General features: G+C 61.6%; 10 protein-coding genes and 4 tRNA genes. 10 read left to right on the top strand and 4 right to left on the bottom strand.

The features are described 5' to 3' along the window. The first annotated feature begins 172 nt into the window (after positions 1-172). The gene (locus tag M5B99_RS17380; protein WP_248805187.1) at positions 173-631 is read left to right on the top strand and encodes an REP-associated tyrosine transposase; all 459 of its coding nucleotides are present in this window, start codon (positions 173-175) and stop codon (positions 629-631) included. A gap of 327 nt (positions 632-958) precedes the next feature. On the opposite strand, the gene M5B99_RS17375 is transcribed toward M5B99_RS17380, so the two are convergent. Continuing rightward, a complete protein-coding gene (locus M5B99_RS17375; protein WP_248805190.1) occupies positions 959-2,449 on the bottom strand; it encodes an MDR family MFS transporter in 1,491 nt (496 codons plus the stop codon). Between the two features lie 49 nt (positions 2,450-2,498). Continuing rightward, positions 2,499-3,545 (bottom strand): HlyD family secretion protein, encoded by a 1,047-nt coding sequence (locus M5B99_RS17370; RefSeq protein ID WP_248805186.1) that lies wholly within the window; start codon positions 3,543-3,545, stop codon positions 2,499-2,501. A gap of 228 nt (positions 3,546-3,773) precedes the next feature. Between M5B99_RS17370 and gltX the strand changes: the two genes are divergently transcribed. The 9 genes from gltX to M5B99_RS17325 all read left to right on the top strand — a co-directional run bounded on the left by gltX (position 3,774) and on the right by M5B99_RS17325 (position 8,988). Further along, a complete protein-coding gene (gene gltX / locus M5B99_RS17365) occupies positions 3,774-5,255 on the top strand; it encodes a glutamate--tRNA ligase (RefSeq protein WP_248805185.1) in 1,482 nt (493 codons plus the stop codon). A gap of 284 nt (positions 5,256-5,539) precedes the next feature. Further along, a tRNA-Ala gene (locus tag M5B99_RS17360) sits at positions 5,540-5,615 on the top strand. 142 nt (positions 5,616-5,757) lie between these two features. After that, positions 5,758-5,833, top strand: a tRNA-Glu gene (locus M5B99_RS17355). 57 nt (positions 5,834-5,890) lie between these two features. Next, a tRNA-Ala gene (locus M5B99_RS17350) sits at positions 5,891-5,966 on the top strand. Positions 5,967-6,108: 142 nt separating this feature from the next. Further along, positions 6,109-6,184, top strand: a tRNA-Glu gene (locus M5B99_RS17345). Positions 6,185-6,375: 191 nt separating this feature from the next. After that, complete coding sequence (locus M5B99_RS17340) at positions 6,376-6,915, top strand: TetR/AcrR family transcriptional regulator (RefSeq protein ID WP_248805184.1); 540 nt, start codon at positions 6,376-6,378, stop codon at positions 6,913-6,915. Positions 6,916-6,965: 50 nt separating this feature from the next. Next, positions 6,966-7,400 carry an acyl-CoA thioesterase gene (locus tag M5B99_RS17335; protein WP_248805183.1) on the top strand — a complete coding sequence of 145 codons (435 nt, stop codon included), beginning with the start codon at positions 6,966-6,968 and terminating at the stop codon, positions 7,398-7,400. A 67-nt stretch (positions 7,401-7,467) separates the two neighbouring features. Then, complete coding sequence (locus tag M5B99_RS17330) at positions 7,468-8,427, top strand: tRNA dihydrouridine synthase (protein ID WP_248805182.1); 960 nt, start codon at positions 7,468-7,470, stop codon at positions 8,425-8,427. A 111-nt stretch (positions 8,428-8,538) separates the two neighbouring features. Beyond that, positions 8,539-8,988 (top strand): Hsp20 family protein, encoded by a 450-nt coding sequence (locus tag M5B99_RS17325; RefSeq protein ID WP_248805181.1) that lies wholly within the window; start codon positions 8,539-8,541, stop codon positions 8,986-8,988. 182 nt (positions 8,989-9,170) lie between these two features. Here the strand turns inward: M5B99_RS17325 and M5B99_RS17320 are convergent, their stop codons facing one another. Both M5B99_RS17320 and M5B99_RS17315 read right to left on the bottom strand, forming a co-directional pair. Further along, the gene (locus M5B99_RS17320; protein WP_248805180.1) at positions 9,171-12,476 is read right to left on the bottom strand and encodes a PAS domain S-box protein; all 3,306 of its coding nucleotides are present in this window, start codon (positions 12,474-12,476) and stop codon (positions 9,171-9,173) included. A gap of 69 nt (positions 12,477-12,545) precedes the next feature. Then, entirely contained in the window at positions 12,546-13,436 is an 891-nt protein-coding gene (locus tag M5B99_RS17315; RefSeq protein WP_248805179.1) for a LysR family transcriptional regulator, read from the bottom strand. Positions 13,437-13,509: the final 73 nt, after the last annotated feature.

Raw genomic sequence — 13,509 nt, 5'->3', positions numbered from 1 at the left:
AACGCACACGATCGAACGCAGGACCTGTGGGAGCGGAGCTTGCCCGCGAAGGGGCCAGGGCAGGCACCCACGAGTGAATGAACTCACGCGAAATATTCAGTGTCATTGATCCACCCGCTCCCTGATCCAGCTCCTGTATTTTCAAGCTTTTCCAGCTTCAGGAGGGTCAAGGATGACTACTCGTTTCAACTCCTGCCAATTACGTAAGGGCCGTTATTCGGAGTTCGGTGGTATTTATTTGCTGACGGCGGTGGTCCGGGAACGTGAACCCATCTTCAGGGATTTCAATCTTGGACGCCTGCTGGTCCATAGTTTCAGATCCGCAGAGGAAGAACAGTTGGCACGTTCCCTGGCTTGGGTGGTGATGCCTGATCATTTTCATTGGCTCATCGAGCTTCAGGGGACCTGCCTTGGCGATTTGGTGCGTAGGACCAAGTCCCGGGCAACCTGTGCCGTCAATCGAAGGTTGCAGCGCACGGGCGCGCTCTGGCAAAGCAGCTTCCATGATCGGGCGATACGTCGGGAAGAAGATTTGCAGTCTGTGGCGCGCTACATAGTGGCCAATCCACTGCGAGCCGGCCTGGTGACGCGGGTGGGTGACTACCCGTTGTGGGATGCCATCTGGCTTTAGACCGGTGTTGACTGCTCTGGCCTCTTCGCGGGCAAGCTCCGCTCCCACCCAGTTAGGGGCGAACCGGTTTACATGTGCGTCACACAACCTGTGCAGGGGCGAACCGGTTTACATGTGCGTCACACAACCTGTGCAGGGGCGAACCGGTTTACATGTGTGTCACACAACCTGTGCAGGGTCGAACCGGTTTACATGTGCGTCACACAACCTGTGCAGGGGCGAACCGGTTTACATGTGTGTCACACAACCTGTGCAGGGTCGAACCGGTTTACATGTGCGTCACATAACCTGTGGGAGCGGAGCTTGCCCGCGAAGAGGCCGGCAGTATCAATGCGCCTCTCCCGGTTTGATCCCCGCCGGCAGCGCCTTGGTCAACAGCACCGCCAACATGCTGATCCCCAGCGCGATCCCGACAAAGTGGAAGGCGTCGTTATAGGCCATGATCGACGCCTGCTGGTGGGTGATCTCGCTCAGTTTGCCCAGCGCCGCGCCGTCGCCGCCGAGCTTCTCCGAAAGCATGCTCAGGCGCTCGGCCACCTGCGGGTTGCCCGGCACGATCGCCTCGCGCAGATAGTCGAAATAGATCTTGGTCCGAGCATCCAGCAAGGTCGCGAGCAGGGCGATGCCGATGGCCCCGCCAAGGTTGCGCAGGATGTTGAACAGGCTCGACGCCGACCCCGCGTCCTGGGGCAGGATATAGGCAGTGGCGATCAGCGAGATGGTCACCATGATCAGCGGCTGGCCCAGCGCCCGGATGATCTGGATCTGGTTGAACTGCGGGCCGGCAAAGTCCGGGTTGAGCACCCCGGAGGAAAAACTCGCCAGCCCGAACAGGCCGAAACCCAGGGTGCAGAGCAGCTTCGGTGAGATGAACTTCATCAGCTTGGGCACCAGTGGAATCAGGAACAATTGCGGCACCCCCATCCACATGATCACCTCGCCGATCTGCAGGGCGTTGTAGTTCTGGATCTGCGCCAGGTATAGCGGCAGCAGGTAGATCGAGCCATACAGGCCCACGCCCATGCCCAGGCTGGCAATGCTGGACAGGCCGAAGTTGCGGTTCTGCAGGATGCGCAGATTGATCAAGGGGTTGGCTTTGGACAGCTGCAGGATGACGAAGGTGATCAGGCTCAGCAGGGCGATACTGCCCAGCGTCACGATCAGGTCCGACTCCAGCCAGTCCTTGCGGTGGCCTTCCTCGAGGAACACTTGCAGGCAACCCAGGCCGATGCCGAGGCTGACGATCCCGGCGTAGTCGGTGCTCTTGAGCAGTTCCCAATGGGCCTCTTTCTTCTCCAGGCCGTAGAGCAGGCCGCTGATCATGATCAGGCCGGGCGGGATGTTGATGTAGAAAATGTACTGCCAGCCCCAGTTCTCCGTGAGCCAGCCGCCAATGGTCGGGCCGATGGACGGGGCAAAAGTGGCGGTCATGGCGAACATGGCCATGCCCTTGGCGCGGTGGTGGTCCGGCAGCTTGATCAGGGTCAGGGTGAAGGCCAGGGGAATCAGCGCGCCGCCGGTGAAGCCCTGCATGGCGCGGAACACGATCATGCTTTCCAGGCTCCAGGCCATGGAGCAGAGCAGCGACGAGGCGAGGAAACCCAGCGAAACCCAGACCGCCAGCCGCCGCGCCGAGAGCAATTGCACCAGCCAGGCGGTAAGGGGAATCATGATGATTTCCGCCACCAGGTAGGATGTGGAAATCCACGAGCCTTCCTCCAGGGTTGCCGACAGGGCGCCCTGGATATCCTTGAGCGAGGAGTTGGTGATCTGGATATCGAGCACCGCCATGAAGGCGCCAAGCATCACGCTCATCACCGCGATCCAGTCCCGGCGGGTCGGTTCGCCCACCGGTCGGATCAGTTGATCACCGGCCATGCTGGGCGTCGCGCAGATCGACCTTGACGGTGACCGACATGCCCGGACGGATCTTGCCCCGCAAGGGGTTGTCGGCGGCAAAGGTCAGCTTGACCGGGATGCGTTGCACCACCTTGGTGAAGTTGCCGGTAGCGTTGTCCGGCGGCAACAGGCTGAACTGCGCGCCGGAGGCGGCGAACAGGCTTTCGACCTGGCCCTGGATCGGTGTGTCCTCATAAGCATCGAAGGTCAGCGTCGCGCTCTGTCCCGCGAGCATATGGCCGATCTGGGTTTCCTTGAAATTGGCCTGGATCCAGATGTCCTGGTCCGGGACGATCGACAGCAGGTAGGCGCCGGCCTGCACATATTGGCCGTTGCGCGCCGCGCGCTGGCCGACCAGGCCGCTGATGGGGGCATGGATCTCACTGCGGGTCAGGTTCAGTTCGGCCTGGGCCAGGTCGGCGCGGGCATTGGCGATCATGGCGTCGAGACGCTTGAGCTCGGCGCCCAGGGCCGTGACCTGCTGGCGTTGACCTTGCAGGTCGGCCTGGGCCTTGGCCACTTGCGAACGGGCGATATGATTGTCGGCGGAAAGCGTGGTGACCCGTTCTTCCGATACGTAGCCGGGCTTGCGCAGGGTCTGCGCGCGGTTCAGGTCGAGTTGCGAGCGACTAAGGCTGGCCTGGCTGGACGCGACCTGGGCATCGGCGGCGGCGATCAGGCTGGCCTGTTGGGTCAGCTTGCTCTGGGCCTGCAGGCGTTCGGCTTCGCGGGTGGCGAGGGTGGCATTGGCCCGGTCGACGGCGAGCTGGAAGTCGGCGCCTTCGAGGCGAACCAGCAACTGGCCTTTCTCCACATGCTGGTTGTCCGCCACCAGCACCTGGTCGATGCGCGCGCCCAACTGGCTGGAGACCCGGGTGATCTCGCCCTGGACATAGGCGTTATCGGTGCTTTCATAAAAACGTCCCTTGAAGAACCAGTGGGCGAAAAAGCCCAGGGCGATCAACAGGACCAGGAACAGGAAAACAGACAGTCGACGCTTGAGTTGGGAGGGCATGGGTATTAACACATCAATGTGTAAGTGAATTTTACGGTAGACGAATCTGGCACAGCAGTTCTAATGGGTAAATGCCAGCAACCGAGAAAGCCCGGTTTTCGCGGTCTGGAGCCATTTTTACACCGAAGCTTGGCTTATATGCCCTCTGTCGGATGCCCTGTGCTGGAGCCCGGACGGCTGCGCCTGTTACCATTCGCCCTTTGTTTTATCTCCATTTCGAGACCGCCCATGACCACCGTTCGCACGCGCATCGCGCCATCGCCCACCGGCGATCCCCACGTCGGCACCGCCTACATCGCTTTGTTCAACTATTGCTTTGCCAAGCAGCACGGCGGTGAGTTCATCCTGCGGATCGAAGACACCGATCAGTTGCGTTCGACCCGCGAGTCCGAACAACAGATCTTCGATGCCCTGAACTGGCTGGGTATCACCTGGGCCGAAGGCCCGGATGTCGGCGGTCCCCACGGCCCGTACCGGCAGAGCGAACGTAGCGAGATCTACAAGAAATATACCCAGCAACTGGTGGATATGGGCCACGCCTTCCCGTGCTTCTGCACCGCCGAAGAGCTGGACCAGATGCGTGCCGAGCAGATGGCCCGCGGCGAGACGCCGCGTTACGACGGCCGTGCGCTGTTGTTGTCCAAGGAGGAGGTGGCCCGCCGCCTGGCCGCCGGTGAACCCCATGTGATCCGCATGAAGGTACCGAGCGAAGGCGTCTGTGTGGTGCCGGACATGCTCCGTGGCGATGTCGAGATCCCGTGGGACCGCATGGACATGCAGGTGCTGATGAAGACCGACGGCCTGCCGACCTACTTCCTGGCCAACGTGGTCGACGACCACCTGATGGGCATCACCCACGTCCTGCGTGGCGAAGAGTGGCTGCCGTCGGCACCGAAACTGATCCTGCTCTACGAATATTTCGGCTGGGAGCAGCCACAGCTGTGCTACATGCCGCTGCTGCGCAACCCGGACAAGAGCAAGCTGTCCAAGCGCAAGAACCCGACCTCGGTGACCTTCTATGAGCGCATGGGCTTCATGCCTGAAGCCATGCTCAACTACCTGGGGCGCATGGGCTGGTCGATGCCCGACGAGCGCGAGAAGTTCTCCCTGGCGGAAATGGTCGAGCACTTCGACCTGTCCCGCGTCTCCCTGGGCGGGCCGATCTTCGATATCGAGAAATTGTCCTGGCTCAACGGCCAGTGGCTGCGTGACCTGCCGGTGGAAGAATTCGCCAGTCGGGTGCAGAACTGGGCGCTGAATCCCGAGTACCTGATGAAGATCGCGCCGCTGGTCCAGGGCCGGGTCGAGACCTTCAGCCAGGTCGCGCCGTTGGCGAACTTCTTCTTCGCCGGCAGCCTGCCGCTGGATGCCAAGCTGTTCGAGCACAAGAAGCTCTCGGCCGACGAGGTGCGCAAGCTGATGCAGTTGATCCTGTGGAAGCTGGAAAGCCTGCGCCAGTGGGAAAAGGACAGCATCACCGCGACCATCCAGGCGGTGGTCGACTCCCTGGAGTTGAAGCTGCGCGATGCCATGCCGCTGATGTTTGCCGCGATTACCGGGCAGGCCAGTTCGGTGTCGGTGCTCGATGCCATGGAAATCCTCGGCCCGGACCTCACGCGTTTCCGTCTGCGCCAGGCCCTGGATCTGCTGGGCGGGGTGTCGAAGAAAGAAAACAAGGAATGGGAAAAGCTGCTGGGCGCGATTGCCTGAGGCCTTCCTGTTTCTGTGGGGCCCTGTGGGAGCGGAGCTTGCCCGCGAAGGGGCCCTCAAGGCCGCCAAGAGCTTCGCGGGCAAGCTCCGCTCCCACAAGACCGCGCGCTCTGCGGATCGGCTGTTCGTGCAGGGATGGCGTTTTAGCCCCGGTTTCACCGGGGCAGGGCGGTAAGTGGTTGTTATGCCGACAAAAAAAATTCAAAAAGTTTGAAAATAAGTTTGAAAATAAGTTTGACAGCTCCCTGATACGCCCTTAAGATTCGCCCCGTCCTCACCGATGAGGGGCTATAGCTCAGCTGGGAGAGCGCTTGCATGGCATGCAAGAGGTCGACGGTTCGATCCCGTCTAGCTCCACCAATTTACACTTCAAGGCCTGGCCACACCGGCTTTGAAGTTGTAGGAGCCGGCTTGCTGGCGATGATATCGACACGGTGTTCTTTTGAGCCGCGTTGAATGGATCGCAAGAAGTCCAGGTCCTGCAAATGTTAGAAGGGTTTGCGTCCCCTTCGTCTAGTGGCCTAGGACACCGCCCTTTCACGGCGGTAACAGGGGTTCGAGTCCCCTAGGGGACGCCAGTTTTACAGAAGCGATGTTGCAGGTTGATGTCGTTCCGCCTCCGAGGCGAAAAATCCGGGGCTATAGCTCAGCTGGGAGAGCGCTTGCATGGCATGCAAGAGGTCGACGGTTCGATCCCGTCTAGCTCCACCAATTTACACTTCAAGGCCTGGCCACACCGGCTTTGAAGTTGTGGGAGCCGGCTTGCTGGCGATGATATCGACACGGTGTTCAGTTGAACCGCGTCGAATGGATCGCAAGAAGACCAGGCCCTGCAAATGTTAGAAGGGTTTGTGTCCCCTTCGTCTAGTGGCCTAGGACACCGCCCTTTCACGGCGGTAACAGGGGTTCGAGTCCCCTAGGGGACGCCACGATTGCCCGCTCTGCGGGATTTTATAAGGGTCATTCAATTATTGAATGACCCTTTTGTTTGTCTGGCGTTTGGCCTTTTGCTCCCTGCAATCTATTTTTCAATCAGCATGGCTCGGACCAGCGGTCAGAATAAAGTCTTGCGGAAAAATATTATGTGAATAATATTTGTCCGTGATGTCTGGAGGTGGCAATGAACGACAAGAAAGCTCAAACCCGCGAGCGCATTTTGCAGGCGGCGAGTAACGCGCTGATCCAGCGCGGTCCGGTCGAGCCGAGCGTCAGTGAAGTGATGGGCGCCGCCGGGTTGACCGTAGGCGGTTTCTACGCGCACTTCGAAAGCAAGGACGCGCTGATGCTGGAGGCGTTCAAGCAATTGCTCGCCCAGCGCCGGGCGAAGATGAGCGAAGTCGACAGCCAGTTGCCCGGGGAAGAGCGGCGGGCCCTGTTCGCGGCGTTCTATCTGTCGCGCAAGCACCGTGACGCGGTCGAGCAGGCCTGTCCGATCCCGTCGATCGTCGGGGAAATGTGCAACCTGCCGGAATGTTTTCGCGAGGCCTTGAACGAGCATGTGGAGCTGATGGTCGCGCAACTGGCATCCAGCCCCGAGGACACCGACAAGGCCCTGGCCGATATCGCCCTGATGATCGGCGGCCTGGCCGTGGCCCGGGCGCTGGGCCCTGGCGAGTTGTCCGATCGGCTCCTGCGGGCGGCCAAAACGGCGGTCATCTGAGGGCTGTTCCGTTACACTGCTGCGGTCTTTGATTTGACCGGGAGCGGTACATGAGTTGGGATCTGGCGACACCCTTCACCCTCGACCTGCAGGTGGCCGACGAGGATATCGACGGTCTCGGGCACGCCAACAACGCGGTATATGTCAGTTGGCTGGAGCGCTGTGCCTGGCGTCACTCGCAGCGCTTGGGCCTGGACCTGAGCGAATATCGGCGTCTGGATCGGGCCATGGCGGTGGTCCGTCATGAAATCGACTACCTGGCCGCCGCCTACGAAGGCGACGAGTTGCAGTTGGCAACCTGGATCGTCGACTGGGACCAGCGCCTGAAAATGACCCGGCGTTTCCAGCTGGTCCGTCCCAGCGACAACCTGACCCTGCTGCGCGCGCAAACCACCTTTGTCTGTATCGAACTGTCCAGCGGCAAGCCCAAGCGCATGCCGGCGGAATTTATCGAGGGCTACGGGCCGGCCGTGCAGTCGGTCTGAGGGCGTACCGGTTTGCGCCGGAACCCCGTAAACTGCCGCACTTTTTCGATTCCCTATGAGAATACCCATGCAAATTGCCCTGGCACCCATGGAGGGCTTGGTCGACAACATCCTGCGTGATGTGCTGACCCGCGTTGGCGGTATCGACTGGTGTGTCACCGAGTTTATCCGGATCAATGACTCGCTGCTGACGCCGGCCTACTACCACAAGTTCGCCCCTGAGCTGCTGACCGATGCCCGCACGGCGGCCGGCGTGCCGCTGCGGGTGCAACTGCTGGGTTCCGATCCGGTGTGCCTGGCGGAAAACGCGGCGTTGGCCTGCGAGCTGGGCTCACAGGTGATCGATCTGAATTTCGGTTGCCCGGCCAAGACCGTGAACAAATCCCGGGGCGGGGCGGTTCTGCTCAAGGAGCCGGAGTTGCTCAACGCCATTGTCGAGCAGGTGCGGCGCGCGGTACCGGCGCATATCCCGGTGACCGCGAAGATGCGCCTGGGGTTCGACAGTCCGGATGGGGCGTTGGTCTGCGGTACGGCGTTGGCCGAAGGTGGTGCGTCGCAAATCGTCGTGCACGCCCGGACCAAGGTCGACGGCTACAAGCCGCCGGCTCATTGGGAATGGGTGGCGCGTGTGCAGGAAGTGGTCAAGGTGCCGGTGTTCGCCAATGGCGATATCTGGTCGGTGGACGACTGGCGCCGCTGTCGCGAGATCAGCGGCGCCGAGGACATCATGCTTGGTCGCGGTCTGGTCTCGCGTCCGGACCTGGCCCGGCAGATCGCCGCGGCGCGGGCCGGCGAAGAGGTGGTGGAGATGACCTGGGGCGAGTTGCAACCGCTACTGCGCGACTTCTGGGCGCAGGCGGTGGCACAGCTGACGCCACGCCAGGCGCCGGGCCGTTTGAAGCAGTGGCTGGCGATGTTGACGCGCAATTATCCGCAGGCGGTGGAGCTGTTCACTCACCTGCGCCGCGAGACCGATTGCGACGCGGTCGGGCGCCTGTTGCATGTGCCGTTGCCGGAAGCGGCCTGAAAAATTTCACGACAATCTCTTGAAATGCGTAGGCGAGTTCCTATTTAGGGAGTACGCGATGCCGAATTCGGGTCGCGGACTAAACCACTCGCTGAATTTCAGGAGATTGACATGACTACCGCATTTTCCCTGGCTCCACTGTTCCGTTCCTCCGTCGGTTTCGATCGTTTCAACGATCTGTTCGAAACCGCGTTGCGCAACGAGCCGGGCAGCAGCTACCCACCCTACAACGTTGAAAAACATGGCGACGACCAATACCGCATCGTCGTGGCCGCCGCCGGTTTCCAGGAAGAAGACCTGGAACTGCAGGTCGAGAAGGGCGTGCTGACCGTCAGTGGCGGCAAGCGTGAGACCAAGGCTGAGAACGTCAGCTACCTGCACCAGGGGATCGCCCAGCGTGCCTTCAAGTTGTCCTTCCGCCTGGCCGACCATATCGAGGTCAAGGCCGCGGACCTGCGCAACGGTCTGTTGAATATCGACCTGTTGCGGGTCGTCCCGGAAGAGGCCAAGCCAAAACGCATTGCCATTAATGGCGCGCAACAGCCGGCCCTGCAGCATTGATCTGAAGCTGCACCCACTGAAAAACCCCGCCTTCGAGGCGGGGTTTTTCGTTGTGCGGCGGTCTCGGGAGTTCCCCCGCCAACCTGGTCGACATCGAACCTGAAGCCGGCTTGCTGGCGATGGCGGCCTCGTCGTCACCCTCGCCACTCCAGCCTCTCGGCTGAACGCCAGCAAGCCGGTTCCTACAGGTCGGTGGTGTGCTCGGTCGCGGGGGATTCCAGGAGCTTTTTGAACTCGTCCAAAGGCAGCGGTCGGCTGTGCAGGTAACCCTGGTACAGGTGGCAACCCAATCCCTCCAGGAATACCAGTTGCTCCGGCAGTTCCACCCCTTCGGCAATCACCGTCAGCCCCAGGCTGCGGGCCATGGCGACAATCGCTCGGATGATCTCCGCATCGTTGGGGTCGTGGGTCGCGTCGCGCACGAACGACTGGTCGATCTTCAAGGCGTCCACCGGCAGGCGCTTGAGGTAGGTTAGCGACGAATAACCGGTACCGAAATCATCCATGGCAAAACTGACGCCGATCTTGTTCAGGCGGCGCATCTTGCTGATGGTGTCCTCCAGGTTCTGGATCACGATGCCTTCGGTGATTTCCAGCTTCAGCATCGAGGACGGCACGTTGTAGCGGGTCAGCGTGCGCTCCACCTGTTCGACGAAATCGGTCTGGCGGAACTGCCGCGGGCTGATGTTCACACACAGGCTGAAAGCGTGGCTGATCAGGCCTTCGCCGAGCAATAAGCCGAAGGCTTCGCAGGCGTGGTCGAGGATCCAGGTGCCGACTTCAAGGATCAGCCCGCTGTCTTCCAGGACCTTGATGAACTCGGTCGGCGATTGCGCGCCGAGTTCCGGATGGTGCCAGCGCACCAGGGCTTCGGCGCCGATGATGCTGTTGTCGCGGGCGTCCACCTGGGGCTGGAAATGCACACTGAACTCGCCCCGGGAAAGCGCCTGGCGCAGGTCGTTTTCCATGCGCAGGCGTTCGCTGGCGGCTTTCTGCATGGTGCTGTGGAACAGTTGGGTGATATTGCGCCCGGAGTCCTTGGCCCGGTAGAGCGCGATATCGGCGCGCTTGAGCAGGTCGGCGGGGGTCGTGCCATGGTCGGGAATCAGCGCCACGCCGATGCTCGGGGTTACTTGCAGGCGTTGGCCGTCGAGGAACATCGGTTCGGCCAGCAGCTCGCGAATGGTGTCCGCCAGCTCGCGGACTTTGTGCGTGACTTCGCTGCGTGAACCCTCCAGGCCGCTGAGCAGCACCACGAACTCGTCGCCGCCGAGGCGTGCCACGGTGTCCTCGGTGCGCACGCTGGCTTCCAGGCGGGCGGTCACCACCTTGAGCACGGTGTCGCCCACCGGGTGGCCGAGGGAGTCGTTGATGTGCTTGAAGTGGTCGAGGTCGAGGAACAGCAGGGCGCCGCGCAGGTTATGGCGCTTGAGCAGGGCGATCTGCTGGCTCAGGCGGTCCATCAGCAGGGCGCGGTTGGGCAGGTTGGTCAGCGGGTCGTGATAGGCCAGGTGGCGGATCTGCGCCTGGGCGTTCTTCAATTGGCTGATATCGCGGGCCGTCAGCAGCAGGCACGCGGTTTCATTGAGGATGATGGGTTCGACCGAGACTTCGACGGTGAGCACATCGCCGCGCTTGTTGCGTCCGAGCATGTCGCGATGCGGGACATGGCCCTTTTCCTTCAATTCCGCCAGCAGGGCGCTACGCTGTTTGTGATCGGCCCAGACACCGATTTCATACACGGTACGGCCGATGACTTCGCTGCTGGTGTAGCCGGTCAGCCGGCAGAAACCATCGTTGACCTCCAGGTAGCGCCCGCTGTCGCGCTCGGTGATGGTGATGGCGTCGGGGCTGGAGTGGAAGGCCTTGGCGAACTTTTCCTCGCTGGCCTTGAGCGCCGCTTCGGCCCGTTGTTGCTGGGTGATGTCGCGTAGCGTGGTGACGATGCAGGGCTGTTCCTCGACCACGATCTGCCGGCTGTTGATGACGCAGGTCAGGGCGTGGCCGCGCTTGTGATGGACGACCACTGCCACGTTGTTCAGGGCCTGGTCACGGATTACCTGCTGTATGCGCAGCAGGCGTTTGGCCGTGTCGTCCCACAAGCCGATCTGCTCGGCACTGCGATTGCGCACTTCGTCGATGTTCCAGCCGAACACCTGGGTGAAGGCCGGGTTGATCTCGATGAACTGCCCGGTTTCTTGGCGTGTGACGCAGATCGGGTCGGGACTGACCTGGAACAGGCTGGCGAATTTCTCTTCCGAGGCCATCAGGCGCTGTTCGCGTTCCACCTGATCGGTGATATCCAGCAGGGTGCCAGCCATGCGCAAGGGGTTGCCCTGTTCGTCGCGGTAGAGGCGGGCGCGGCTTTCCAGATAGCGCGAAGTGCCGTTTTCCAAAGGCACCCGATACGTCAGCTGATAGTTGCCTTCCGGCCCTTCGCGCAGACTGCGGTAGGCATGGCGCATGCTCTCGCGTTCGCTCGCGGGCACACCGTCGAAAAATGCATCGAAAGATTCATGGAATGGCTGCGGCTCCAGCCCGTGCAACTGCGCGGCGCGCGCCGAGCCGTAGAGCATGCCGCTGGGGATATGCCAATCCCAGGTGCCCAGTTGCGCCGAGTCCAGGGCCAGGTCGAGGCGTTCCTGGCTGTCCTTGAGGGCCTGCTCGGCGTTCTTGCGTTCGGTGGTGTCGAGAAAGGTGCTGAGCAGATAGGCCTGGCCTTCCAGTTCGACCCGCTGGGCGCTGAGGATGCCAACGTGAATTTTCCCGTTGCTGGCCCGTAGCCGCACCTCCTGGCTGACCGACTCGCCCTTGGCAGGGAGCGACTTGAGCAGGCGCTGGCGTTCTTCGGGATCGGCCCAGAGTCCCAGCTCCAGTGTGGTCCGCCCGATCACTGAAAGCGCGGGCCAGCCGAACAGGCTTTCGAAGTATTGGTTGGCCTCGCTGATCAGGCCGTCCTCCTCGCGAGTCAGCAGCACCATGTTGGGGGACAGGTGAAACAGGGTGGCGAAGCGTTTTTCCGAGCTGCTGAGGGCATGCTCGCGCCGGCGTTGGTGGGTGATTTCGCGAATGACGCCGATCATCCGCGGCTTGCCATTCTTGTCCGGCAACAGGCTGCCATTGATTTCCAGCCAGTGCAGGCTGCCATCGGGCCAGCGGATGCGATGATGCATGGCCTGCTCGACGGGTTCGCCCTCCAGTACGGCATGAAAGGCCCGCAAGGTGCGCGCCCGATCCTCGACCGGCAGCAGGTCAAGGTAGTCGAGATCCTGGGGCAGTGGCTGGTGCGGATCGAAGCCGAACAGCGCCTGGGTGCCGCGGGACCAACTGACCTGGCCGGTTTCAATATCCCAGTACCAGGCGCCGAGGCGCGCCCCGTTGAGGGCGGCGAGCAGTTGCGCGGCGCTTTCCCAGCTCTGTTCCGACACCTGGGGATCGAGTGCGTGAATGCGTGGCAGGGGTGGAATACGGCTGGCGTGCTTGGGCATTTACAGCTGTCCTTGGGATGAAAGGAACGTTGTGCCGCAAAAAGCTGTTTGGAATAAAGCAGGCTTGTCTTATGCCGTCAATCCTGGGCTATCGCTCTGCGCATCCAGCAAAGCCATGAAAGCCCGGGCGGCATTCGACAGTGTCCGTTCCGTGTGCAGGATATAGCCTAGCTGGCGAGTCAGTTGTATGCCGGGTAAAGGTATGCGTGCCACCTGGTCGTCGAGCATGGTTCGAGGCAGGACGCTCCAGGCCAGGCCGATGGAGACCATCATCTTGATGGTTTCCAGATAGTTGGTGCTCATGGCGATGTTCGGCGTCAGGCCCTGGGCTTCGAACAGGCGCTGGACGATATGGTGGGTAAAGGTATTGCCACCCGGGAAGACCGCCGGGTGATGGGCGATGTCCTTGAGGGTGACCGGGCTGTGCCTGGCCAGCGGATGCTCGAGGGCGACGACGAAATCCAGCGGGTCGTCCCACACCGGCACGGCGCGTACCAGCCCGTGGGGTTCCGGCGCCAGGGTGATCACCGCCAGTTCGGCGCGGCCGTGGAGGATTTCCTCATAGGCGACCTCCGAATCGAGGAACTGGATATCCAGCGCCACCTGCGGGTAACGCCGGGTAAAGGTGCGCAGCAGGGGGGGCAGGCGGTGCAGGCCGATGTGGTGACTGGTGGCCAGGGTCAGGCGCCCGCTGACTTCACCGGTGAGGTTGGTCAGTGCCCGGCGGGTGTCGTCCAGCACATTGAGAATCTGGTAGGCCCGTGGCAGCAGGGCCCGACCGGCCTCGGTCAGGCCGATTTCGCGGCCCAGGCGGTCGAACAGGCGGACATTGAGTTGCTGTTCAAGGCCGGCGATGCGTTTGCTGATCGCCGGCTGCGTCAGGTGCAGGCGTTCCCCGGCACCGGAAAAACTCCCGGTCTCGGCGATGGCAATAAATGCATTGAGGTTGGCGAGGTCCATGTGCTGTATTCCAAATAGTTATCCAAAGCATAAAAAATATGAATTTGAGTTATTCACTCTAACGCCATAGCAT

Source organism: Pseudomonas sp. MWU13-2100 (assembly GCF_023242365.1).
In the GTDB taxonomy this organism is placed as follows: Bacteria; Pseudomonadota; Gammaproteobacteria; order Pseudomonadales; family Pseudomonadaceae; genus Aquipseudomonas.
This window is presented reverse-complemented; position numbering and strand designations above follow the sequence as displayed.

Excerpts from the sequence above, each read along its gene's own strand:
- M5B99_RS17380 (WP_248805187.1), top strand. The coding sequence starts at position 173 with ATGACTACTCGTTTCAACTCCTGCCAATTACGTAAGGGCCGTTATTCG.
- M5B99_RS17370 (WP_248805186.1), bottom strand. The coding sequence starts at position 3,545 with ATGCCCTCCCAACTCAAGCGTCGACTGTCTGTTTTCCTGTTCCTGGTC.
- gltX (WP_248805185.1), top strand. The coding sequence starts at position 3,774 with ATGACCACCGTTCGCACGCGCATCGCGCCATCGCCCACCGGCGATCCC.
- M5B99_RS17340 (WP_248805184.1), top strand. The coding sequence starts at position 6,376 with ATGAACGACAAGAAAGCTCAAACCCGCGAGCGCATTTTGCAGGCGGCG.
- M5B99_RS17335 (WP_248805183.1), top strand. The coding sequence starts at position 6,966 with ATGAGTTGGGATCTGGCGACACCCTTCACCCTCGACCTGCAGGTGGCC.
- M5B99_RS17330 (WP_248805182.1), top strand. The coding sequence starts at position 7,468 with ATGCAAATTGCCCTGGCACCCATGGAGGGCTTGGTCGACAACATCCTG.
- M5B99_RS17325 (WP_248805181.1), top strand. The coding sequence starts at position 8,539 with ATGACTACCGCATTTTCCCTGGCTCCACTGTTCCGTTCCTCCGTCGGT.
- M5B99_RS17320 (WP_248805180.1), bottom strand. The coding sequence starts at position 12,476 with ATGCCCAAGCACGCCAGCCGTATTCCACCCCTGCCACGCATTCACGCA.
- M5B99_RS17315 (WP_248805179.1), bottom strand. The coding sequence starts at position 13,436 with ATGGACCTCGCCAACCTCAATGCATTTATTGCCATCGCCGAGACCGGG.